This window comes from Mitsuaria sp. WAJ17 (assembly GCF_014174515.1).
Classification (GTDB): Bacteria; Pseudomonadota; Gammaproteobacteria; order Burkholderiales; family Burkholderiaceae_C; genus Roseateles_B.
The window spans coordinates 223,519-246,760 of sequence record NZ_JACJUG010000001.1 but is presented as its reverse complement, the minus strand read 5'-3'; the positions used below and the strand labels follow the sequence as shown (position 1 = coordinate 246,760).

The window sequence follows — 23,242 nt, the reverse complement described above, 5'->3', positions numbered from 1 at the left end:
TTGTATTGATTTGCCTGCCTAGCATGCGCGACAAACCCCGCCGGACGCTCCGGCGGATTCTGGAAAGCGGGCAGCAGGGAGTCATCCATGGCAGCACAGGGAACACAGGCCAGGTCGGGCAGCGGCTGGATCCACGGCTTCATCGGCATGCTGATCTTCAGCGGGTCGATGCCCGCCACGCGCGTGGCGGTGGCGGACTTCGACCCTGTGTTCCTCACCGTGGCGCGCGCCAGCCTGGCCGGCGCGCTGGCCCTGCTGGCGCTGCTGCTCACCCGATCAGCCCGGCCCACACGCCTGCAGTGGCGCGCGCTGGGCGTGGTATCTGGTGGCGTGGTGCTGGGCTTTCCGCTGCTGACGGCCCTGGCGCTGCAGCAGCTCAGCTCGGCCCATGCCCTGCTCTTCCTGGGCCTGCTGCCGCTATCGACCGCGGGCTTTGCCGTGCTGCGCGGCGGCGAGCGGCCCCGGCCGGCGTTCTGGCTCTGCGCCGTGCTGGGCAGCAGCCTGGTGGTGGGTCACGCCCTGAGCCGCGGCCCGGTGTTGCAGGGCTCGCTGATGGCGGACGGGCTGATGCTGGCGGCGGTGCTGGTCTGCGGCCTGGGCTATGCCGAGGGAGCCCGTCTGGCGCGCACCCTGGGCGGCTGGCAGGTGATCTGCTGGGCCTTGGTGCTGGCACTGCCCCTGAGCGCGCTGGGCGCCTGGCTGACGCAGCCGGCGAGCTTCAGCGGCGTCCGTCACAGCGCCTGGCTGGGCCTGGCCTACGTGAGCCTGTTCAGCATGCTGATCGGCTTCGTGTTCTGGTACCGCGGCCTGGCCCTGGGCGGCATTGCGGCCGTGGGCCAGTTGCAGTTGCTGCAGCCCCTGTTCGGCCTGGTGCTGGCGGCCTGGCTGCTGCAAGAGGCCGTCAGCGCGGGCATGCTGGGTGTGACGGTGGGCGTGCTTGCGTGCGTGGCCGTGGCGCGGCGGCTGGAGACCTGAGCGCGGCGCTCAGGTCTGGCGCGTCACTGCGCCGTACAGCGTGCCCAACGCCAGGCCAAGCAGGCACAGCCCCATCACGCCCGACAGCACGACGGCGCCTCGGCCCCCCCCCTCCCGCTGCCAACGCCGCGAGCCCAGGCAGGCCAGCAGCACGGTGCCATACACGACGATCTGGTTGCCGGCAATGATGCCGCCCAGCAGCAGTCCCTGGGCCGCCAGGCCGCGCTCGCTGCTGCGCAGGAAGCCTGGGAAGACGGCCAGCATGAAGGCATAGGCCTTGGGATTGAGCAGGCAGTTGGCCATGCCGCTGAGGAAGATGCGGCCGGGAGATTGCGCCGGCATCGGCGCCGGCACGGGCGCGGCAGCGGCTGCGGGCACCGCACGCCAGCCCAGCCAGGCGCCGCGCAGCATCTGCAGGCCGATCCAGCCCAGGTAGAGCGCCCCGGCCCACAGCAGAACCTCGAAGGCACCCGGCAGCAGCATCAGCAGGGCGGACAGGCCGCTGAGGTTCAGCAGCACGTGCACCACCCCGCCCGCCACGATGCCGCCCAGGGCCAGCAGGCCGGCCCGGGCGCCGGACTGGAGGGCGTGGCCGGCGATATAGGCCATGTCCATGCCTGGCAGCACGATGATGCCCAGGGTCAGAAGGAAGAAGAGCCAGAGGCTGTGCGAGGCATCCATGGGGGACTCCGGGGAAATCTGTGAGACGGTGCGGAAGGAATGACGCCACTGTAGAGTCGATACAGGACAGAGTTCACCCTGATTCAAAACGCTCGCTCCACATGCCTCGTGCCTCGATCCCTACGCCCCCCACCGGTCACCCCGCCGGCCGTCTGCTGAGCCTGCTGGAGCTGCTGCAGTCCCAGCGCCAGCGCAGCGGCCCCGAGCTGGCCGCGCTGCTGGGCGTGGACGCGCGCACGCTGCGGCGCTACATCGCCCAGCTGCAGGCCCTGGGCATCCCCGTCCACAGCCAGCGAGGCTGCGATGGCGGCTACGGTCTGCGCCCCGGCTACAAGCTGCCTCCGCTGACGTTCAGCGCCGACGAGGCCCTGGCCCTGGCCATTGGCCTGCGCGCGGCTCGCGAGCTGGGCCTTCAGGGTGCCCTGCCCGCCATCGCCAGCACCCAGGCCAAGCTGGACCGGGTGATGCCCGAAGCCCAGCGCCAGCGCATCCAGGCCGTCAACACCAGTGTGGCCCTGGACCTGGGCCGCGGCGGCAGCCAGGGCTCCGCGGGCCATGAGCTGCTGACGCTCAGCGCCGCCGCGGCCTCCGGCCAGCGCGTGGCCCTGCACTACCGCGACCGCGACGGCCAGGGCAGCGAACGTGAGCTGCACCCTTACGGCATCGCCTGGCGCAGCGGCACCTGGTACCTCGTGGCCTGGTGCCGTCTGCGCAAGGACCTGCGCAGCTTCCGCCTGGACCGTATCGAGCAGGTCCGCGCCCTGCCAGCCAGCTTCGCCCGGCCCGAGGGCTTTGACGTCCTGGCCTACCTGGACAGGACCCTGGCCCGCCTCCCCCGCCGTCATGCGGTGGACGTGCTGCTGGGCGGCCCCGGCGAGCCGCCGCCGACCATCGATGCCAGCCTGGGCGAAGCCGAGCCACTGCCCGAGGGCTGGCGCCTGCGCGCACAGGTCGATGACCTGGACTGGATGGCCCGCGAGCTGGCCCGTCAACCCTGCAGGGTGCGCGTGCTGGCCCCGCGCGCGCTGCGTGATCGGCTTGCCGCGCAGGCACGCCGCTTGCTCATCGATTGCACCGATCTGGGCCTCTGACCCCCCTCGCAGCCCCCCCATTTTCGGGCGTGCATTCGTGACATCCGCCACTGGCCCTGTCAGCCCCTGCGATTGACGCTGCACAGGGCCCGGACCTAACTTGTTTGGCACGCACGGGACGCTCCGTGCTGTGTCCAAGGGAGTCCGTCATGATTCAACTCGCCCACCTACAGATCGGCACCCGGCTGAGCATTGCCTTCGCCCTGGTGATTTCGCTGCTATTGCTGATTCTCGGCGTCGCCTACCAGGTGCTGTCCCGCTCGGGGCTGACCATGGAACGCCTGGTCGATGACCGCTATGCCCAGATCGCCCTGAGCAACGAGATCAAGGACGTCGGCGACAAGGGCATCATCACCGTCGGCCGCCTGCTGCTGACCGAGGAGCCCGAGCGCACGAAGCAGTACATGAGCGAGTACGCCGCCCTGCGCAGCCGCAACACCGAGAACTTCAAGAAGCTCGAGAGCCTGCTGAACAACGACACCAGCAAGGCGATCTTCAAGGAGCAGAGCGAGGCCCGCCAGGCCTATGGCGCCGCGCTGCGCAAGGTCTTCGACCTGCTTGCCGCGCGCCAGCGCGAGGCTGCGCTGAGCCTCTACCAGGGAGACCTGGTGGGGCTGCAGGTCCGCTACTACGCACTGATCGACAAGATGGTCGAGTACCAGGCCCACAGCATGGTGGCCGACGTGAACGAGGCCAAGAGCGACGCCGCCCGCGCCCGCCTGGAGATGGCAGGCATCACCCTGCTGGCCGTGCTCTTCGCTGGCGGCACGGCGGTGACCATCACCCGCTCCATTACCCGGCCCATCCGCCATGCCATTGAGCTGGCGGAGTCCGTGGCCGCTGGCAACCTGACCTACCACCTGCGCGTGGAGCGCAAGGACGAGGTGGGCCGCCTGATCGCCGCCCTGCAGCGCATGGTGGACAGCCTGCACCGCATCGTCTCCGAGGTGCGCAGCGGCGCAGACACCATCGCCACCGCCGCGCTGCAGGTGGCCGACGGCAACCAGGACCTCTCGGCCCGCACCGAGCAGCAGGCCAGCGCGCTGGAGCAGACCGCATCGGCCATGGAGCAGCTGACCTCGGCCGTCAAGCTCAGCGCCGACTCCGCCAGCCAGGCCGACCGCTCGGCCCACAGCGCCTCCGAGGTCGCTCTGCAGGGAGGGCAGGTGGTAGGCGAGGTCATCAGCACCATGAATCAGATCGCCGGGGCATCGCGCCGCATCGTCGAGATCATTGGCGTGATCGATGGCATCGCCTTCCAGACCAACATCCTCGCGCTCAACGCCGCCGTGGAGGCAGCGCGGGCGGGCGAGCATGGCCGAGGCTTCGCCGTGGTCGCCACCGAGGTGCGAAACCTGGCCCAACGCAGCGCCGTCGCGGCGCGCGAGATCAAGGGCCTGATCGACAACTCCGTCGAGCAGGTCGATCGGGGCAGCCGCATGGTCGAGCATGCCGGCCAGACCATGCAGCAGGTGGTGGACAGCATCCAGCAGGTCAGCCGCGTCGTCGCGGACATCAGCCGCAGCAGCCGCGAGCAGAGCCTGGGCATCGAGCAGGTCAACGATGCCATCGTGCAGATGGACGACAACACGCAGAAGAACGCCGCCATGGTCGAGCAGAGCACGGCCTCGGCCCGCTCGCTGCAGGACCAGGCCCACCAGCTCAACGACATGGTGCGGACCTTCGCCCTCTGAAGGCCGCTGAACAGGGAGAGAAAACCATGAGCACCACCCTGCCGCTGCCGCACCCCGAATGGGCGCGACGCAGCCGATTCCATCTCGCGGGCGAGGCCCTGCAATCCCGGTCGCAGCCGGCCGGACCGGCGGCTGATCCGCTGCGGGTGCAGGCCTATGTCGAGCAGGTGCGTCGCGAGGGCCACCGCCACGCCCCGCTGGATCCCCTGCAGGCCAGCCCGCCGCTGCCCGCCGAGACCCTGCATGCCGCCGCCTTCGGCCTGGAGGGCGCGCAAGACCTGCCCCCCGCGTTGGCCGCACAGTGGGGCTGCGCCCAGGTGGCCGGCCTGCAGCGTCGCCTGCTGTCCCTCTATACCGGCGCGCTGAGCCTGGACTGCTCCGCCCTGCGCGACGACACGCGGCGCCACTGGTTGCATTCACGCTTCGAGGCCGCGCCCCCGGCGACGGACCGTGCCCAGGGCCTGCAATGGCTGGAGCGCCTGATCGAGGTCCAGGCCTGGGAGCAGTTCCTGGCCCAGCGCCTGCCGGACGAAAAATGCTTCTCCATGGCTGGCTGCGAGGGCCTGGTCCTGCTGCTGGACGCCCTGTGCGAGCAGGCCGCGGCCCACGGCGTCCAGGCCCTGGAGATGGGCATGCCACACCGCGGCCGCCTGGCCGTGCTGGCCCTGCTGCTGGGCCAGCCCGTGGCCGAGATCCTGGAGGCGCTGGATCCCGCGAGCCGCCGCCCGCGGCCCGACCTGGCCTACCACCAGGGCGCCGAGACCCGCCTGGACACGCCACACGGCGCCCTCTCCCTGCGCCTGGCGCCCAATCCGTCTCACCTGCAGAGCATCCAGCCCGTGGTGCTGGGCCGCACGCGCGCCCGCCAGGACGAGTCTCAAGGCCTGCCCCGCGCCCAAGCCGCCCTGGCCCTGCTGCTGCATGGCGACGCCGCCTTCGATGGTCAGGGCATCGTGGGCGAGAGCCTGCTGCTGTCCCGCCATCCGGCCTACGAGGTCGGGGGCTGCATCCATGTGCTGATCAACAACCAGGTCGGCTTCACCACCCCCCATGCCGCCGACCCGCTGCACCAGCGCTATGCCAGCGACGCCAGCCGCGTGATCGATGCCCCGGTGCTGCGCGTGCGAGCTGACGCCCCCGAGCAACTGGCCCGCGCCGCCGAACTGGCCCTGGCCTACCGCATGGCCTTTGGCGCGGACATCGTGATCGATGTCATAGGCTTCCGCCGCCTGGGCCACTCGGAGCACGACCAGCCCATGCTGACCCGCCCACAGCTTCAGCGCCTGGCTGAGGCCCAGCCCACGGCCGCCGAGCAGTACGGCGCCGAACTGGTCGCCAGCGGTCGCTGCGAGCCACAGCAATGGCTGGCGTTGCGCTCGCAGGCGCCGCTGCGGGCCCTGGCCCGATTCGGGCGCCTGGCCCGCGAGCCCGTGCGCCCCCAACCGGCGGTCGCCGAGGCCAGGCCGCCGTATGACGCGCGGCCGGCCCTGCCCGCACTGGACTCCACCCAGCTGCAAGCGGCCCTCACCCGGCTGCGTACCGTGCCCGAGGGCTTCGCCCTGCACCCACAGCTGGCCCGCCTGCACCAGCGCTGGGAAAGCCTGGCGCGCCAGGAGGCTGGTGCGGTGGACTGGTGCCTGGCCGAAAACCTGGCGCACGCCACGGTGCTGGCCAGTGGCCAGCCCATGCGCCTGGCCGGCATGGACGTCGAACGCGGCACCTTCATGCACCGCCACGCCGTGTGGCATGCCCAGGGCGACCGCATGGACCGGCACGTGCCCCTGCAGTCGCCCAGCCGGGGGGCCGCACGTTTCGAGATCGTCAATTCGCCGCTCAGCGAGGCCGCGGTGCTTGGCTTCGAGTACGGCTACAGCCTGCAGCGCCCCGAGGTGCTGACGCTGTGGGAGGCGCAGTTCGGCGACTTCGTCAACGGCGCCCAGATCTATCTCGACCAGTACATCGCCTCCGGCGAGGCCAAGTGGGGCCTGGCCTCGGGCCTGACCCTGCTGCTGCCGCATGGGCACGAGGGCGTGGGACCCGAGCACTCCAACGCCCACCTGGGCCGCCTGCTGCAGCTGTGCGCCGAGCAGAACCTGCGCGTGGCCTGTCCGTCCGACAGCGCCCAGTGGTTCCACCTGCTGCGTGAGCAGGCGCGGGCGCAGCCGCGCCGGCCGCTGATCGTCTTCACGCCCAAGAGCCAGCTGCTGCAGGACCCGCTGAGCCACGCTCCGCTGGAGCGCCTCATGGAAGGTGGCTTCCGGCCGCTGCTGCGCGTGCTGGCGGCGCCCGAGCGCTGCCAACGTATCTGGCTCTGCAGCGGCAAGCTGCGCCACGAGCTGGCCCGCGCCCTGCGCGATGCCGGGGACCCGTACACGGCGCTTTGGAGCCTTGAGCAACTCTATCCCCTGCCCGACGAGGCGCTGCGCAGCGCCCTGGCCGAGCTGCCGGAAGTGGCCGAGCTGCTGTGGATCCAGGAAGAGCAGCGCGCCCAGGGCGCCTGGCCCTTGCTGCGCGAGGCGCTGGAGGGCGTCTGCCCGCCCGGCGTGGCGCTGCGCTGCATCAGCCGGCCGGACCGCGCCGCAGGGCCCTGCGCCTCGCCGCGCCAGCACCGGGCGGAGCAGCAGTGGCTGTGGACGCAGGCCCTGGTCCGCTGAGGGCGATCCTGGTTGGGCAAGACCTGACCCCAGCTTGTGCAAGACCTGGCTCCGGGCATCGAGCTTGCCTATGACGGCCATCAAGCGAGCCAACTGGCCCGCCGGCCTGCGCTGCGGTAGATTGCGACATCGCCCCCACAACAGACGCGCCCCAGCGACCACCAGGAGGACCCATGGCCAAGAAGCCCGCAGCTGCATCAAGCACAACACCCAGCCTCAACATCGGCATCTCCGACAAGGACCGCGCCGCCATCACCGCCGGCCTGTCCAAACTGCTGGCCGACACCTACACCCTGTACCTGACCACGCACAACTTCCACTGGAACGTGACCGGCCCCATGTTCAATTCGCTGCACGCGATGTTCATGGGCCAGTACACCGAGCTGTGGAACGCCGTGGACCCCATCGCCGAGCGCATCCGCTCCCTGGGCCACGTGGCACCGGGCAGCTACGCGCAGTTCGCCAAGCTCAGCAGCCTCAAGGACGCCCCCGCCACGCCGCCCAAGGCCCTGGCGATGGTGCGCATCCTGCAGGAGGGCCACGAGGCCGTGGCGCGTACGGCTCGCAGCCTGTTCCCGGCCGTCGAGAAGGCGTCGGATGAACCCACCGCTGACCTGCTCACCCAGCGCATCACCGTGCATGAGCAAGCCGCCTGGATGCTCCGCAGCCTGCTTGAAGACGCCTGAGCACGCGGCTCAGGCCTTGCCGGCCAGTTGCCACACGGCATGCAACTGCACCAGCCCCGCCCATCCGTGAGGAGACACCGCCTCCCGAGGGCGCGGGCGCCGGCCCGCCTGGATCCGGGACCGCCCCACCCCCACTGAATCCTGCCCCCAGGCCATCGTCGGCATCTGGCCGGTGCAAGCACGCGCGCCGCCCCCTGCGGGAGGCCTGACCCAGGCGCTCCTGCGCCCTCTCCGCGACGCCGTCAGGCCGTCTTTGATCGCCGGCATGGGCCAGTCGTTCCGCGGTGACGCCTGCGCCGCCCCTGCAGCCCTCCCCGGGCCCGGGCTTTCGGTCCGCGCCCGTGCTGAACCGCGCCCCGTGGCGCCAGCGCGCCGGTGCCAGGTCTGGCATCCCATCCGATCGCCCTGGCGAGCGCCAACGCGCAGGCCAAGGCTGGGTTGATTTATGTAAATGCGAATTAGACGCATTTCCTGTTACCATTTCTAGACACGGTCCCTGGCGAGCCCCATGGGCGCGCCTCATCCAAAGAGCCCCCCTCACGGAGCATTTCTTGAAGTCTCGAATCAATCCCGCCCCCGCACGGCTGCTGACGCTCACGACGCTGGCCATTGCCACCGGCGCGGTGTTTGCACAGGCGACACCGCCGGCCAAGGTGCCCGAAGCCGCCAGCGGGGGCTACCAGTTGCCCGCCATCCGCGTGGACGTCAAGCAGGGCAGCGAGTACGCGCCGGCGGCATCCAGCAGTGCCACCAAGACAGCCGCGGCCTTGCGCGACGTACCTCAGGCGGTGAACGTGGTCTCAGAGGAACTGATCCGCGACCAGGCCGCGCACTCGCTGCAAGACGTGCTGCAAAACGTGCCAGGCGTGGGCCTGAGCAGCGGCGACGGCCAGCGCGACCAGGTGACGATCCGCGGCTTCACCGCCATCTCCGACCAGTTCGTCGATGGCATCCGCGACGACGCCCTCTACTTCCGCGACTTGTCCAACATCGAGCGCGTCGAGGTCATCAAGGGCCCGGCGGCGGTGCTCTACGGCCGCGGTTCCTCGGGCGGCCTCATCAACCGCGTGACGAAGAAACCCCAGCCCGGCAACTTCGGTGAACTGACGCTGAACCTCGGCAGCAACGAGCTCAAGCGCGTCGCGCTGGACGCCAACGTCCAGGTTGGCGACGGCGTCGCGCTGCGCCTCACCGGCGCGCACGAGGACTCGGGCAGCTATCGCGACCAGGGCTTCGTGCGGCGCACGGCGGTCGCGCCTTCGCTGGCCGCCAAGCTCGGCGCAAGCACCCGGCTCCTGGTGCAGGCCGAGCACGCGACCGACAAGCGCATCACCGACTTCGGCATCCCCTCCTACAACGGCCGGCCCGTCGACGTCGCGCCGAGCACCTACTACGGCTCGGGCGACGCGCGCCGCGACGACACGAGCACCTCGCGCGTCTCTTCACTGACCGTCACGCTCGACCACCGCTTCAGCGAGTCCTTGTCGCTTCGCAACGTGACGCGCCGCTACACCTACGACCTCGATCGCAACAACACGCAGCCCAGCGGCACGGTCGATGCGACGACGATGACCGTCAGCCGCAGCCGCGGCCAGGTGTCGCGCGAAGAGAGCGGCTGGTTCAACCAAACCGAACTCAGCCTGCGCCAGACGCTGGCCGGCCTGCAGCACGACTGGCTGGCCGGCATCGAGATCGGCCGGCAGAACAAGGACCAGAACTTCATCAGCCAGAACAACATCGATCGCGTGCCCCTCTTCAACCCGGGCAGCGTGTTGCCGCCGGCGATGTCCGCGGCGACGCTGGCAGCGGCCAACCCAGCGCACAGCGTGTTCGACGTGGCAGGCGTCTACCTGCAGGACCAGCTCACGCTGTCGCCGCGGTGGAAAGCCCTGCTGGGCCTGCGCTACGACACCTTCGACCAATCGACCGCCTTTGCGCGCACCGGTGCGCCGCTGTCCCGCAAGGACAAAACCTGGAGTCCTCGCGCCGGCCTCCTGTGGCAGCCGAGCGACTGGGCCTCCCACTACCTGTCCGTCAGCAAGTCCTTCCAGCCCTCGGGCGAGAACTTCGCCCTGGCGGCCAACAATGCCAACAGCGACCCCGAGCAGACGCGCAACGTCGAGGTCGGCAGCAAGCTCGACCTCTTCGACGGTGCACTGGCTGTCACCGCTTCGCTGTTCAACCTTGAACGCACCGGCATCAAGACCAACGCCCCGGGCAACCCAGGCGTGCTGATCAACGTCGGCGAGCAGCGCACCCACGGCCTGGAGTTGACCGCCGCCGGCCGCCTGCCCCAGGGCTGGGACGTTTCGGCCGGCTATGCCTACCTCGACGGCCGCATCACCCGCTCCAACGCCAGCCAGGCGTCGCCGCAGACGCCCGTCGAGCAGATCCCGCTGCAGGGCAAGCGGCCCAGCCTGACGCCTCGCCACTCGGCTTCGCTGTGGGCCGTCAAGCAGCTGGGCGGCGGCTTCAGCGCCGGCGGCGGCCTGCGCTACTCGGCCGATCGCTACGCCTCGGCGAGCAACGCCGTCGTGCTGCCGGGCTACGTGACCGCGGACCTGGCCGCCTACTACCGATCGCGCGCCTTCGACATCGCCCTCCACCTGAAGAACGCCAGCAACCGCCGCTACATTGTGTCGGCCCATGGCGCCGTCGATAACCTGCTCGTGCCAGGCGCGCCGCGCGCGGTCGAGCTGTCGGCGACCTATCGCTTCTGAGCGAGGACGAGCCGGCACCCCGTGCACGGCAGCCCCAGCCCATGCATGGGGCGGTCTATCATGCCGCCCCCATGACGCTAGCAAATGACGCACTCGCGCCGCCCCACCCACCCGCGGGCGGCATCTGCCCGAACTGCCAGGATGCCTGGGCCTCTGCTCGGCCCCGTCACTGCCCGGGTTGCGGGCAGGAAACCGATCTGCGGGTGCCCACCTTGGCCGATTTCCTCCGGGAGTTCGGCGGTCATCTCCTCGCCTCGGACGGCGCCTTGCGGCGCACGCTGGGCGCCTTGTTCAGGCCTGGCCAACTGACGCTGGCCTACCTGAACGGGCAACGACGGCGCTACCTCACTCCGCTGCGCCTGTTCCTGAGCATCTCGCTGCTGAGCCTGTTCCTGTTGCATTGGCTGCGTCCCCCAGTGCCCGCCGCCCCTCAGACCTCTGCCGGTCACGGCACTGCCGCTGCGCCCGACAGCCACGTGCTGGAGGGCGTCGGCATCAAGCTGGGTGTCGTCAATGGCGAGATGGTCTGCGAGCAGATTCCCACCGAGCGTTGCAACTACTGGCGTCGACGCCTGGCTGCGGATCCGGAGCTGCTGCAGGACCTGGAGCGCACGAGCAGGTCCTACAGGCAGGCCACGCGCCAGACCATCTTCCTGGCGCTGGCGCCGTCTCTGGCCCTGCTGCTGCGGGCCGCGTACTGGCGCCGACGCCTCCCCTTTGGCGTCCATATGGTGACCGCCCTGCACGTGCACTGCGGCTGGCTGCCCGTGCTGACGGTACTGGTGCTTTTCAGCCGCTGGTGGCCGAGCATCGACCTCCCGGCGGGATTGCTGGCGGCGTTCACCGGCTTGGGGTTCACCGCTGTGTCATTGCAGCGCGTCTATGGCGGCCGTCGATGGGCCACCGGCCTGCGCATGGGCGTTCTTACCCTTGGCTACCTGCTGGCATTCGTGCTGCTTGCGGGTGCGGGTGCGACCTGGTCCCTCCGACAAACCTTGCTGTGAACCCAAGGCCTCGCTGGCCTGTCGCCCAAAAAGCAAGAAGGGGTCCTGTGGACCCCATTTTCCTGACGCAGACCGGCTTGTCTCAGAGCACGGCCAGCAGCCCGGCAACGCCCAGACCCAGCGCTGCCAGCGCGTCGCCCGCGATCAGACCGCCGCCGACCAGGGAGGTCGAGCTCATGTCGGACGGCAGCTCTTCCTCGCCCGGCTGGGGCCTGGGCTTGGGCGCGAAGGTGTTGATCGCGCTGGAGATCACGCCGCCCGCAGCGAACCAGGCCGAGGTGTGCAGGTTCACGAAACCACCGAAGGACGAGGCATAGGGGCTGGGCAGGACTACGGCATCCAGCATGAAGTCCGTGCCGAAGCCCAGACGCGAGCCGGCCGCGAAGCGCTGGTAGGCGCCGTTGGCCTTGATCCACTTGCGCAAGAACTCCGTCACCAGGCCGATGGCGATGCCGATCAGGATGGCGTCGGTCTGATAAGGCTTGGGATCGGTCAGGCTGCGCAGGGCGCCGACGAACTTGTAGGTCATGGCCGAGGTCCACTGGGCTGGGGCCTGGTCCTTGCTCATCACGGTCTGGTCCAGGTTCAGCACCGGGTAGGCCGTCATGAAAAGCTTGGCGATGGCCACCGCCATCACCGCGCCCAGCAGCAGGCCCACAACCTGGAAGCGGAACTGCAGGGTCCGGTTGGAGCCCAGGCGCCAGCCGGTGGAGCGGTCCTGCTGCATGTCGCCGGCCACACTGGCCGAGACGAAGACGACCATCGCCGCCATCAGGCCCAGCATCGGGTCCTTCAGGCCCAGGCTGGCCAGCACCAGCACCGTCACCACGAAGGAGGAGGAAATGGGGTTGGAGTCCGTCAGCCCCAGGGAGATGCCGCAGACGATGACGAAGAGGTAGCACAGGGCCACGGCAAGCAGCATGAAGCCCAGGGGCTCATGGAAGAACTGCACGCCGCAGATCACCGTGGCCACGGTCCAGACGCCCACCCAGGCGAGCAGGCGCGGCAGGCTGGCGCGCGGGCCAGTGCGCTGCTCGTCGGGCACGACCACGCGCTCGCCGGGCTGGGCCAGGCGGCGCACGACCCGGTAGAAGATCAAGGCCAGGTCGATGATGGCCGCGCCCAGGATCATGCCCAGCGCAATCAGGAAGGCGATCTTGCGGAAGGGCTCGCCCTCGTGCAGCCAGCCGATGCTGATGAAGTAGGGCGTCAGCGCCCAGAACACGGCGCCCGCCACGATGGCCGGGATGCCCACGCGGGCGCCCACGATCAGACCGGCGCCGAAGGTGGAGGTGGAGAGCTCGATAGCCCCCATCCAGGCCACCTTGACCGCCGCCACGCCCCCGAACAGGCCGGCGCCCATGCCGCCGAAGAGCCGGGACACGGACTGACGCAGCAGCACCGGATCAGTCAGCGCACGCAGGATATTGGCCACGGCCAGCCCGGAGGGGAAGGTCAGCTGCATGCGCTCGACCAGGATGGGCGTGTAGAGCATGCCGATGCCGGCGGCCATCATGCTGATGCACAGCATGTACAGCACCAGCTGCCAGTCGGGCACCTGGGGCATGCCCATCCAGGTCATGGCCTGGATCAGGGTGCTCATGGCCATCATGCCGGCGACGGACGCTGCGGTGGTCTGGATGTAGTTGGCGCCATGGCGGCCCTCGGGGCCGTAACCGTAGGTGATCACCGAGCCGAGGATGCCGGCCAGCACCTGGCCGCCGACGAAGAAGCCGATGGAGAAATTCATGAAGGCGGCCGTGATGCCGCCCAGAGGGCCAAGGATGAACATGCCGACCGCGGCCAGCAGGGTGTAGTAGCCCCAGCTGCCGACGGGCGGCAGCCAGGCCCAGCGCCGGGTGTCGGGCTGGATGAGAGAGGAATTGGACATGGTGCTTCCGGATTGGGGAATGGCCGCGACTGTAATCGCCATGTAAGCCCGTCACCATGGGTCTTCCACCCCCCCTGCTCCGGTCCGGAACGCCGCCCTGATCTGCCGCAAGAACCCGCCTGCCAGGCCGGCAGGCGGGCTCGGCAGCGGCTCGGATCAGGGGTAGCTCAAGGTCAGCGTGTAGCGCTGCGTGGTGCTGCTGCCCGAGTAGGAGATCACCTTGATGTAGACCGTCTGCGCGCTGCTGCCGTTCGTGTAGGTCACGCTCTCGCTGCTGCTGCTGCCTTCGGAGGCGACCAGCGTCGTGCCGCTTCCGTTGACGATGTAGAGGTCGTAGTCGGTCGTGGAGGGGCCGACCATGTCCACACGCAGCTTCTGGCCTGCGGCCAGGTTCAGCTTGAAGAAGTCCTTGTCGCTGCTGCTGCCCATGGTGCCGCTGAGAGTCGTCTGGCCGCTCACCACGTTGGCGCTGGCGATGGTGCCGTTGGACTCGGTCTCGTTGAGCGTGGCGCCGGCATTGCTGACGCTGAAGCTCACGCTGGAGGACGCACCGACATTGCCGGCCGCGTCATAGGCGCGGGCCACCAGGGTGTGGCTGCCGTTGCCCAGCGTCGTGGAGTCCAGCGCCAGGCTGTAGGGAGCGCTCGTGTCGCTGCCCTTGACGTTGCCGTCCACCACGAAGTCCACGCGGCTCACGCCGACGTTGTCGCTCGCGGTGGCGGATAGCGTGAGGGTGCCCGCCGTGCCGCTGACCGCTGCGCTGGCCGTCGGGGGCGTGGTGTCCGCCGTGCCGCCGCCGGAGGTCTGGGTGACCCAGATGGGCGCGGACCACAGAATCTTGCCGTCGTCCTGCGTCACCTTGGCGTAGTAGAAGTGCTCGCCCACGGCTGGCGTGACGGTGGCCGTGGCGGTGCTGGCCAGCGTGCTGACCGTGCCGTTGCGCCTGGGCACGCCTTCGATGATCTGGACGCTGGCCACGCTGCGGCCCGCGCTGTTGGCAAAGCCCACGCTCAGCTGCAGCGGTCCGCTGTTGCTGAAGCGCTCGCCCATCAGGTGGCCGTTGGCCTGGAGCACCAGCTGCGAGTTCTTGTCCATGGTGGCGAACACGCGGCGGGCCTTCAGCGCATCCAGAAAGGCCGTGCGGCCCAGGGTCGTGCCGTTGGGGATCAGCACACCGGTGCGGTTGGTGTAGGACTTGCCCCAATTCGCGCAGTGGTTGTCCTGGTTGCTCGCCGGCGCGACATGGAAGCCCCGCTCCAACAGCAGGTTGAAGGCATCTTCGTAGCTGCTGCGGCCGGTTTCGGTCTCGCTGGTATTGCTGGAAAAGGCCGAGGTGTTGAGGATCTCGGTCAGCACCATGACCTCGTCACCGTCGGCGCTGTAGGCCAGGGCCGTGCCGTTGATGGCGAACTGCCCGGAGGTCTCGGGATGGTTGAACTGGCCGATCAGCCCCTGGCTGCGCATCACCCCGTACAGCGCGGCGTAATCGCTCTTGGCAACGTAGCGGTCGCCGAAGAGCTCGTTGCTGCCGCTGTATTCCCAGGCCAGGAGCTCGTTGCTGTTGAAGATGTTGAGGTGGCCGCCATTGTTGATCACGCCCCACTCCATGCCGTACAGCGCCAGGAAGCCCGGATTGGCCGCGTTGAAGCTGCTGGCTGCCGAGAGGCCGGCCTGGTAGCGGCTGCGCGCGGTGGCGGGGCTGGCGGAGGTATTGGTACCGGAGGAGCCGTCGAAGTAGTGGTTGTGCTCCGAGGTCATCAGCACGTCCAGGCCCGCATTGCGGCCATAGACAAAGGCATCGGTCGGGCCGTAGGCACCGGTCTGTGCAGGCTGGGACGAGGTGCAGCTGCCCACCGCGCCGCCGCCGTCAGAGTCATTGGTCTGGCTGTGCAGGTTGGCGTAGTAGACGGTGAAGGGCAAGGCGCCGGTCGCCGCGACCGACTGGATGCGTGCCCGCTGCGACTCACCCGCCTCTGGTGCGGTGCGCAGGGGCGTGAAGGCCGGCATCTGCGGGCCGGCCGGACGCCCGACCTGGAAGCCCCAGCGCTGCTGCACCTCATGACCCTGGGCCCGAGCCCAGAGCGCAGCGCGGCGGGCCTCGCCGCTCGACGGCGCAGCCTGCGCCACCTCGCCAGGCACCGCGACGGCGGTCAGCCGCGCCTCGTAGCGGCCTTCAGGCAAGACCTGACCCTGGGCATCCATCCCATCCCAGGCCTGCACCAGCGTCAGGGGGCGACCACCCCAGACCGCCTCGCCGACCAGCACGCGGCGCTGCTGCTGGCGCTCGTCCACCAGGGCGATCTGCCAGGCAAACACCTGCCCGGGCGCCATGCCCGGGTAGCTGAGATTCACCGCCAGCTCGCGCGCCGCCTGGCCGTTGGCCGTGCGGTACGGCAGGTAGAGGCTGGCATCGAATTCGTGGTGATCCGGAAACTTGGCGGCCGGATTGACCAGGCCCTGGGCCTCCGCCTGCATCGCCGGCAGTGGCGTGCTGCCGCCCGGGGATTCGCCCGAGCAGGCACTCAGCAGGGCGGCCGCGAGGGTCACCGGCCACAGGGCAAAGCCCCGGATTTGAGAGGGCAAAGGTTTGCGCATACGTTTGCGCACGCAGGCGACCGCAGTCGCAGGGACGGATTTCATGGGAACCGGGCCTTCCGTTGTTGTCTAGGGTGGGTGCCGGCGTCCTCGGCGCCGACGGGCCGGACTGTGCGCGGAGCACGTACCGGGATCAATGAGGGTTTGCAGAGCCAGTGCATTCACCAATTCGTCAAGAAGTGAACGGCGTGCTGGTGCCGCCTTTCATGCGCCGCCCGCACTTAACCAAACTCAAGTTGCGCCTCCGGGGTTCCCCCTAGGCTGGTGACTGGTCGGGGTCGTGAGCCCGGCTCCGATGGAGGTCCCCGATGCGATTGAATGAACCCGTGACGCAGCGAGAGCACCTGTTCCAGGACGAGTTGCTGGTGTCCACCACCGACGCCCAGGGCCGCATCACCCACTGCAATGCCGCCTTTTGCAGAGTCAGCGGCTACAGCTACCAGGAGCTCATCGGCCAGCCGCACAACCTCGTGCGCCATCCGGACATGCCGGAGGAGGCCTTCAAGGACATGTGGTCCACCATCGGCCGCGGCCGCCCTTGGACCGGCATCGTGAAAAACCGGCGCAAGAACGGCGACCACTACTGGGTGCGCGCCAACGTGACGCCTATCGTGGAGCACGGCAAGCCGGTGGGCTATTTGTCGGTGCGCGAGGCGCCGACGCGACAGGAGATCCAGGACGCCGAGCAGCTCTACGCCCGACTGCGCGAACAGCAGCGCAGCGGCGTGCGGCGCATCCGGCTGCATGCCGGCCGGGTACGCCGCAACGGCCTGCGTGACATGCCTGCCCGCTGGCATCGGCTCAACATCACCCAGCGCCTGATCGCCGGGCTCACAGGCATCGGCCTGGGCACCGCGGCCGTGGCCTGGCTGCTGCCGTCCTGGGGGGCCTGGGCGCCGGCGAGCGCGGCCTTGCTGGGCAGCGTGTGGCTGGTGATCTGGTTCCAGATTGACATCCAGCGGCGCCTGGACGAGGCTGAGCAGGCCGCCAACCGCATCGCCAGTTGCAGTCTCATTGACCGGGTGGGCAATGTGCATCCGCATCCGCTGAGTGGCATCACCCGCGCATTGAGCCAGATCCAGATCAATCTGCGCGCCGTGATCGGCGACGCCCGCGAGGAGGTGCTGGGAACGGTGCAGACCACGACCGAGCTGGCGCGTGCGGGACAGGATCTGTCGGACCGCACCGAGAACCAGGCCAGCGCCGTGCAGCGCTCGGCGGCCAGCATGGAGCAGATCGCCACCACGGTGCGCCAGACGGCGGACACCGCCAGCCAGGTGGCCGAGCAATCCGCCTCGGCCTCCGGCGCGGCCCAGCGCAGCGGGGACGCCGTGGAGCGCGTCAACAGCGCGTTCACGGCCATCGAGGCCTCGTCCCAGCGCATCGGGGACATCGTCCAGGTCATCGAAGGCATCGCCTTCCAGACCAATATCCTGGCGCTCAATGCCGCCGTGGAGGCCGCCCGTGCGGGCGACACGGGCCGCGGCTTCGCGGTGGTCGCCAGCGAAGTGCGCGCCCTGGCCCAGCGCAGCGCCACCGCGGCCAAGGAGGTGCGCCAGGTGATCCAAGCCTCGGTCGAGCAGGTCTCGCAGAGCGCTCGGGAAATGGATGAGGTCAACGAGACCATCCGCCGCACCGTCGGCGAGGTGGACCGCGTGGGCACCATGATGAACGAGATCCGGCGCGCCACCATCGAGCAGTCCAGCGGCATTGCCGAGGTCAACACGGCGGTGTCCACGCTGGACCGCATGACCCAGGAGAACTCGGCCATGGTCGAGCAGACCACGGCTGCGGTGCAAGCCCTGCTCCAGCGCTCGGACTCGCTCAAGCGCTCGCTGGCCGTATTCAGGGCCTGAGAGTAGGCGGCCGGCGCGTCCTGGCACCTTTTGGCCGCGCGCATGTCGTCCTTGGTTTGGTGGCTTCGCCGGCGCAACGCTGTTGCATGGCGGCCGGACGCCAGGCGCCTGAGCCGCCCGCCTGCACCAGGAATGCCGTGCAGACACGACGCTTCTTCACCCTGCTCTGGCGGGTCAATGCCCTGATCATCCTCGTGGTCGGCCCCCTCGCGTCCGCCCTCCTGGCAGCCGCCGGCTATCTGCTGCTCAAGGACGCAACGCGGACACGGCATATCGACGATGTGGCCAGCACGGCGCTGGGCGACGTCCGGGACAGCCGGGCGGAGCTCGGTGCCTTCGGCCCCATCCACGGCAGTCCGCTGCTGCGCGCGCCCCTGACCGTGCAGCAGACCTATGCGCTGGGCTCGGGCTCCAAGGAAGCCGGCTCCGTGCGGAACTATCGCTACGTCGATCCATCCCGGCGCTCGGCCCACTGGCTGCTCCCGTCAATGGACAGCGTCATCCTCAGTTCGGAAGCGCTGCCGTCCAATGAGTACGAGAGCAAGACGCGGCAGGCCGTCGCCTATGTCGATGTCACCGTCAGCGCAGACAGCAGCGGCGACGATCGGCTCTCGGCCTCGGACGCCCAGCAGATCGCGATGTCGGCGCCGGACGGCAAGGGCTACCGACTGCTTGCCGACAAGGCAGACCGGCTTCTGGACGCCAGGCTCCTGGACAGAGGCCGGCTGTTCATCCTGCATGCCAAGGGCAAGAAGCTGACGGCCATCGAGCTGAATGCACGCGATCTCTCGTCGCAGGTGGTCAGCTACGAGCTGCCGGCCTCGATCAGGTAGCGGGCAGCCGCGCCTCAACCGCCTCTGAGAGCGCAGGCCGGGCCTTCACAGGCAAGACCTGACCCTCCGTGGATGGCTTGTGCGCATGAGCGCCGGAACCGGTGAAGTCCGCGGCTCACCGCAGCGGGCATCGCGGAGCGCCGCCCGCTTCAGCGCTCCGACACGCTCAATCGCCCGCCGGAGGCGTTCCGGGCCTGAGCCGCCGTTGCGCCTGCCGGCGCGGCAGTGCCAGCGCGGGCCCGCCGCAGCAGCGCGCAGGCCAGCTCGCCCACACGGGCCAGGGCCTGGGGATGACGGTCGGTCCAGTCGGCGCCCACACCGATGCGCAGGCAGTTCCGGAAGCGCTCATGGGCGCTGAAGAGCCGCCCGGGCGCGACGAGGATGCCCTCGGCCTGCGCCGCCTCGAACAGGGCCTGCGCATCCAGGCCCCGCGGCAGCTCCACCCACAGGAGAAAGCCGCCCGGCGGATCGCTGACCCGGGTGCCGGCCGGGAAGTGCTCGGCCAGCAGGCTGCGGGCCTCGCCCAGGCGGGCGGCGGCCCAGGTCCTCAGCTGGCGCATGGAGGCGGTGTAGCCGGCCTGAGCCAGCAGCTCGGCCACGGCCAGCTCCAGAACCGCCGTTTGGGCGCCCTGCACGCTCTTGAGCTCGCGCAGGCGCCCTGTCCAGCGCCCGGCCTCCACCCAGCCCAGGCGCAGGCCCGGCGCCACGGTCTTGGTGAAGGAGTCGCAGAGCATGACGTGGCCGGTGCTGTCGAAGCTCTTCACCGTGCGCCGGAGTTCGTCATGGAAGACCAGGTCGTTGTAGACCGCATCCTCGATGACGGCGAAGTCATGCTGGCTGGCCATCTGCGCCAGTCGCCGCCGCTCCGTCAGCGGCATGCAACTGCCCAGGGGGTTGCTCAGCGTAGGCACCACCAGCACGGCCTTGACCGGCTGGGTGTCCAGGGCCAGCTGCAGGGCGTCCAGCGACAGGCCGTGGCGCGGATGGGTGGGAATCTCCAGCGCCCGCAGGTGCAGGCTCTGCAGCAACTCCAGGAAGGAGTAGTGCGTGGGGGATTCGATGGCCACCACGTCACCGGGCTGGGCCACCGCGCGCAGGCACAGGCTGATGGCCTCCATGCAGCCGGAGGTGAGGGTGATGCGCTGCGGATCCAGGCTGCAGCCCAGGCCCAGTGCATAGCGGGCCAAGGCCTGGCGCGCCACCTCGTGGCCATTGGGCCCGGGGTAGTCGCACAGCAGATGGCGGTGACGCTGCACGGCGCGCACCAGGGTGCGCCGAACCCGCTCCATGTCGAGCATGGACGGGCCCGGCGTGCCGCTGCTGAAGCTCACCAGGCCCTGCCTGTCCGGGATGCCCAGCAAGCGCTGGCCCAGCACATCGACCTGCACCGCATGGGCCCGCCGCGGCACCCGGGCGACGGTGGGCTCGGGCAACTGCGCCGAGCGCTGCTGGGCCACGAAGAAGCCCGAGCGCGGCCGGGCGACGACCAGGCGCGCGTCCTCCAGCCAGTGGTAGGCCTGCACCGCGGTGCTGAGCGCCACGCCGTGCTGGCGTGCCGTCTCGCGCACCGAAGGCAGGCGCTGCCCGCGGGCCAGGCTGCCCTGGCGGATCGCCTCGGCCAGGGCCTGGGCGATGCGCAGGTAGAGGGCGCCCGCCTCCTGCGCGGCAGAGGCGGCCAGGGTGCCAGGCTTGGGCATCGCTGCAGCAGTCATCCGGCCATTTTGTACTGGCTTGCCCAGAATCGGGTAGTACAGATGTCTGCCGCCTCAGCCCATACAGATGGGCCGACGGGGGCGCTGTCCTGGTGGCACTGGGCCGCCCCTGTGTCTGGCGCCAGGGTCTGGCGAACGCGACAGTGAGGCCATGGACACCACCTTGCCTTCCCCCACCGCCCTGCCCTCGACCTCCCCGACTGCCGCCCCCCGGCCCGGCAGCCAGCTGCTGGTGCTGGACGCCAGCGGCCACAGCCAGGCCCTGGACTGCCCCTCCGGCGGCGAGCTCCGCATCCTGCAAGGGCGGGTGTGGATCAGCCGTGAAGGCCACGCCGAGGATCTGTTCCTGGACAGCGGCGAGCTGCTGCGCCTGAAGGACGCGGCCCGCCTGCACCTCAGCGCCGAGCGGGCGGCGCCGGCCTGGGTGCGCGTGTCGCCCGAGTGAAGCCGGCCCCTCGCCTGCGATAATCCGCGCCTTCCCCAAAAAAGGTCTGGCCGGCGCGCGGTGTCCTGCGCAGTGGGCACGGACTCCCGAACCCATGTCCACCGAGTTGTCGACCCGTATCGAGACGGAAGTGCGCCGCCGCCGCACCTTCGCCATCATTTCCCACCCTGACGCGGGCAAGACCACGCTGACGGAAAAGCTGCTGCTGTTCTCGGGCGCCATCCAGATCGCCGGCTCGGTGAAGGCGCGCAAGGCCAGCCGCCATGCGACCTCGGACTGGATGGAGATTGAAAAGCAGCGCGGCATCTCGGTGGCCTCCTCGGTCATGCAGATGGAATACCGCGACTGCGTGATCAACCTGCTGGACACCCCCGGCCACCAGGACTTTTCGGAAGACACCTACCGCGTGCTGACCGCCGTGGATGCGGCCCTGATGGTGATCGACGCGGCCAACGGCGTCGAGCCCCAGACCCGCCGCCTGCTGCAGGTCTGCCGCGCCCGCAACACGCCCATCCTCACCTTCGTGAACAAGATGGACCGCGAGGTCCAGGAGCCGCTGGCCCTGCTGGACGAGATCGAACGCGAGCTGGGCATGGCAGTTGTGCCCTTCACCTGGCCCGTAGGCATGGGCAAGCAGTTCCATGGCGTGATGGACCTGCGCCAGCAGCGCATGCGCGTCTTCGCCCCTGGCGAGGACCGCGTGGCGGGCGACGAGGAGGTGCTGGAAGGCCTGGACAACCCCGCCTACGCCGATCGCTTCGGCATGCAGTACGACAACGCCAAGGGCGAGATCGAACTGGTCAACGAGGCCGCACCGACCTTCGACCTGGAGCAGTTCCTCACCGGCAAGCAGACGCCCATGTTCTTCGGCTCCGCTGTCAACAACTTCGGCGTGCAGGAGGTGCTGGACGCGCTCGTGGAGCTGGCCCCGGCCCCCGGCGATCGCGGTGCCATGCAGCGCGTGGTCAAGCCCGAGGAGCCCAAGTTCAGCGGCGTGGTGTTCAAGATCCAGGCCAATATGGACCCGGCCCACCGCGACCGCATCGCCTTCCTGCGCGTGGCCTCGGGCCACTTCGAGCGCGGCATGCGGCTCAAGGTCGTGCGCTCGGGCAAGGAGCTGCGCCCCAACACCGTGGTGAGCTTCCTCTCTCAGCGCCGTGAGCTGCTGGACGAGGCCTTTGCCGGCGACATCATCGGCATCCCCAACCACGGCGTGCTGCAGCTCGGCGACACCATCACCGAAGGCGAGGCCCTGCAGTTCACCGGCCTGCCCTTCTTCGCGCCGGAAATGTTCCGCTCGGTGGAAGTGGCCGACCCGCTCAAGACCAAGCAGCTCAAGGCCGGCCTGCAACAGCTGGGCGAGGAGGGCGCGATCCAGGTCTTCCGCCCCGTGGCCGGCAGCGTGCTGCTGCTGGGCGCCGTGGGCCAGCTGCAGTTCGAGGTGGTTGCCCACCGCCTGGAGCACGAGTATGGCGTCAAGGCGCGCATCACGCCCAGCCGCTTCCAGGTGGCGCGCTGGGTGACCTGCGACGATGAAGCCGAACTCAAGCGCTTCATCAACGCCAACGACTTCCGCATGGCCCATGACGCCGTCGATGCGCCCACGGTGCTGGTGGAATACGCGCCGGAGCTGCGTGCCATCGAGGCCAACTGGCCCAAGATCAAGTTCCACGCCCTGCGCGAGCACGCGGGCCTGGTGTTCCAGCAGCGGCTGGACGGCTGAGCGCGTCGCGCCCGCCGGAGCAAGGGGCTGCCGTGGCAGCCCCTTTTGCATGGCGGCCTGCCGCCTCAGGCCTCAGAACTGGTATTGGAGGGCCAGGTAGTAGGCGTTGACCTTGCTCTTGCCATAGCGCTCGGCCCCCAACTTGAAGGCCCAGCCGCTGCCCAGGCCGTAGCGCAGGCCGGCACCCAGGGTCGGATCGGTCACGGTGTCCAGGCGGCGGCCGGTGGTGGAGCCCACCATCTTCGTGCGGCCGATGCCCGCGCGACCGAACACGCCCCAGCCCTCGCTCAGCGCCAAGGTGCCTTCCACGGCCAGGCCCACGTGCCGGTCTGGGATCTGGTAGGCGTCCGTACGGCCGAAGAGCTCGGGAAAGCGGATGAAGCTCAGCTCGCGCGTGAAGCCCTCCACCGCCAGCTGCTCGTTGACGCGCCAGCCCACGGCCAGGCCCAGCGACGGGTCGGCGCCCTCCTTGTAAGCCGGCCCGCTGCCATCGGCCTTGCCAATGGTCAGGCCGAGGTAGACGCCAGGCTCCGCCGCCTGCACGGCGCTCGACAGGCCCGCGCCGAAGGCCAGGCTGGCCACCGCCAGCAGCGGACGCCATGTTCTGCTCATCATTGTGCTCATCGTGAGTTTCTCCCCCTGTTGGATGCCGGTCGCGAGCATAGGGGCCTCCAGGCGATTG

General features: G+C 69.5%; 16 protein-coding genes. 11 read left to right on the top strand and 5 right to left on the bottom strand.

The genetic code is table 11. The features are described from left to right. Positions 1-87: 87 nt before the first annotated feature. The gene (locus tag H5407_RS01080) at positions 88-975 is read left to right on the top strand and encodes a DMT family transporter (RefSeq protein WP_183102555.1); all 888 of its coding nucleotides are present in this window, start codon (positions 88-90) and stop codon (positions 973-975) included. Positions 976-984: 9 nt separating this feature from the next. On the opposite strand, the gene H5407_RS01075 is transcribed toward H5407_RS01080, so the two are convergent. Next, on the bottom strand, positions 985-1,656 hold the full coding sequence (locus H5407_RS01075; protein ID WP_183102554.1) for a LysE family translocator: 672 nt from the start codon (positions 1,654-1,656) through the stop codon (positions 985-987). Between the two features lie 101 nt (positions 1,657-1,757). Here H5407_RS01075 and H5407_RS01070 point away from each other — a divergent pair, with 101 nt between their 5' ends. The 6 genes from H5407_RS01070 to H5407_RS01045 all read left to right on the top strand — a co-directional run bounded on the left by H5407_RS01070 (position 1,758) and on the right by H5407_RS01045 (position 11,505). Then, positions 1,758-2,747: a YafY family protein gene (locus H5407_RS01070; RefSeq protein ID WP_183102553.1), complete on the top strand. Its 990-nt coding sequence runs from the start codon at positions 1,758-1,760 to the stop codon at positions 2,745-2,747. Between the two features lie 149 nt (positions 2,748-2,896). Continuing rightward, positions 2,897-4,441, top strand: a complete 1,545-nt coding sequence (locus tag H5407_RS24600) for a methyl-accepting chemotaxis protein (RefSeq protein ID WP_220800389.1) — start codon at positions 2,897-2,899, stop codon at positions 4,439-4,441. Positions 4,442-4,467: 26 nt separating this feature from the next. Continuing rightward, entirely contained in the window at positions 4,468-7,095 is a 2,628-nt protein-coding gene (locus H5407_RS01060) for a 2-oxoglutarate dehydrogenase E1 component (RefSeq protein WP_183102552.1), read from the top strand. Between the two features lie 173 nt (positions 7,096-7,268). Then, positions 7,269-7,781: a Dps family protein gene (locus tag H5407_RS01055; protein WP_183102551.1), complete on the top strand. Its 513-nt coding sequence runs from the start codon at positions 7,269-7,271 to the stop codon at positions 7,779-7,781. Positions 7,782-8,332: 551 nt separating this feature from the next. Beyond that, on the top strand, positions 8,333-10,501 hold the full coding sequence (locus H5407_RS01050) for a TonB-dependent siderophore receptor (protein WP_183102550.1): 2,169 nt from the start codon (positions 8,333-8,335) through the stop codon (positions 10,499-10,501). A gap of 212 nt (positions 10,502-10,713) precedes the next feature. After that, positions 10,714-11,505 carry a DUF3667 domain-containing protein gene (locus H5407_RS01045; protein ID WP_183102549.1) on the top strand — a complete coding sequence of 264 codons (792 nt, stop codon included), beginning with the start codon at positions 10,714-10,716 and terminating at the stop codon, positions 11,503-11,505. Positions 11,506-11,587: 82 nt separating this feature from the next. On the opposite strand, the gene H5407_RS01040 is transcribed toward H5407_RS01045, so the two are convergent. Then, positions 11,588-13,396, bottom strand: a complete 1,809-nt coding sequence (locus tag H5407_RS01040) for an OPT/YSL family transporter (RefSeq protein WP_220800388.1) — start codon at positions 13,394-13,396, stop codon at positions 11,588-11,590. 156 nt (positions 13,397-13,552) lie between these two features. Beyond that, positions 13,553-15,979: a CehA/McbA family metallohydrolase gene (locus tag H5407_RS01035; protein WP_183102547.1), complete on the bottom strand. Its 2,427-nt coding sequence runs from the start codon at positions 15,977-15,979 to the stop codon at positions 13,553-13,555. A gap of 320 nt (positions 15,980-16,299) precedes the next feature. Here H5407_RS01035 and H5407_RS01030 point away from each other — a divergent pair, with 320 nt between their 5' ends. Together H5407_RS01030 and H5407_RS01025 are read left to right on the top strand one after the other, a co-directional pair. Beyond that, positions 16,300-17,847: a PAS domain-containing methyl-accepting chemotaxis protein gene (locus H5407_RS01030; RefSeq protein ID WP_183102546.1), complete on the top strand. Its 1,548-nt coding sequence runs from the start codon at positions 16,300-16,302 to the stop codon at positions 17,845-17,847. Positions 17,848-17,984: 137 nt separating this feature from the next. Next, complete coding sequence (locus tag H5407_RS01025; RefSeq protein WP_183102545.1) at positions 17,985-18,680, top strand: hypothetical protein; 696 nt, start codon at positions 17,985-17,987, stop codon at positions 18,678-18,680. A gap of 149 nt (positions 18,681-18,829) precedes the next feature. Here H5407_RS01025 and H5407_RS01020 read toward each other — a convergent pair whose 3' ends face one another. Next, positions 18,830-20,392: a PLP-dependent aminotransferase family protein gene (locus H5407_RS01020; RefSeq protein WP_255500999.1), complete on the bottom strand. Its 1,563-nt coding sequence runs from the start codon at positions 20,390-20,392 to the stop codon at positions 18,830-18,832. 151 nt (positions 20,393-20,543) lie between these two features. On the opposite strand from H5407_RS01020, the gene H5407_RS01015 reads away from it, so the two are divergent. Both H5407_RS01015 and H5407_RS01010 read left to right on the top strand, forming a co-directional pair. Beyond that, a complete protein-coding gene (locus H5407_RS01015) occupies positions 20,544-20,837 on the top strand; it encodes a DUF2917 domain-containing protein (protein ID WP_183102544.1) in 294 nt (97 codons plus the stop codon). 94 nt (positions 20,838-20,931) lie between these two features. Further along, positions 20,932-22,560, top strand: a complete 1,629-nt coding sequence (locus H5407_RS01010; RefSeq protein ID WP_183102543.1) for a peptide chain release factor 3 — start codon at positions 20,932-20,934, stop codon at positions 22,558-22,560. A 72-nt stretch (positions 22,561-22,632) separates the two neighbouring features. On the opposite strand, the gene H5407_RS01005 is transcribed toward H5407_RS01010, so the two are convergent. Continuing rightward, entirely contained in the window at positions 22,633-23,172 is a 540-nt protein-coding gene (locus H5407_RS01005) for a porin family protein (protein WP_183102542.1), read from the bottom strand. Positions 23,173-23,242 lie beyond the last annotated feature (70 nt).

What these genes read in the sequence shown, in the direction of transcription:
- H5407_RS01040 (WP_220800388.1), bottom strand. Translation starts at nt 13,396, where the DNA reads ATGTCCAATTCCTCTCTCATCCAGCCCGACACCCGGCGCTGGGCCTGG.
- H5407_RS01010 (WP_183102543.1), top strand. Translation starts at nt 20,932, where the DNA reads ATGTCCACCGAGTTGTCGACCCGTATCGAGACGGAAGTGCGCCGCCGC.
- H5407_RS01015 (WP_183102544.1), top strand. Translation starts at nt 20,544, where the DNA reads ATGGACACCACCTTGCCTTCCCCCACCGCCCTGCCCTCGACCTCCCCG.
- H5407_RS01080 (WP_183102555.1), top strand. Translation starts at nt 88, where the DNA reads ATGGCAGCACAGGGAACACAGGCCAGGTCGGGCAGCGGCTGGATCCAC.
- H5407_RS24600 (WP_220800389.1), top strand. Translation starts at nt 2,897, where the DNA reads ATGATTCAACTCGCCCACCTACAGATCGGCACCCGGCTGAGCATTGCC.
- H5407_RS01055 (WP_183102551.1), top strand. Translation starts at nt 7,269, where the DNA reads ATGGCCAAGAAGCCCGCAGCTGCATCAAGCACAACACCCAGCCTCAAC.
- H5407_RS01020 (WP_255500999.1), bottom strand. Translation starts at nt 20,392, where the DNA reads ATGACTGCTGCAGCGATGCCCAAGCCTGGCACCCTGGCCGCCTCTGCC.
- H5407_RS01030 (WP_183102546.1), top strand. Translation starts at nt 16,300, where the DNA reads ATGCGATTGAATGAACCCGTGACGCAGCGAGAGCACCTGTTCCAGGAC.
- H5407_RS01005 (WP_183102542.1), bottom strand. Translation starts at nt 23,172, where the DNA reads ATGAGCAGAACATGGCGTCCGCTGCTGGCGGTGGCCAGCCTGGCCTTC.
- H5407_RS01060 (WP_183102552.1), top strand. Translation starts at nt 4,468, where the DNA reads ATGAGCACCACCCTGCCGCTGCCGCACCCCGAATGGGCGCGACGCAGC.
- H5407_RS01070 (WP_183102553.1), top strand. Translation starts at nt 1,758, where the DNA reads ATGCCTCGTGCCTCGATCCCTACGCCCCCCACCGGTCACCCCGCCGGC.
- H5407_RS01075 (WP_183102554.1), bottom strand. Translation starts at nt 1,656, where the DNA reads ATGGATGCCTCGCACAGCCTCTGGCTCTTCTTCCTTCTGACCCTGGGC.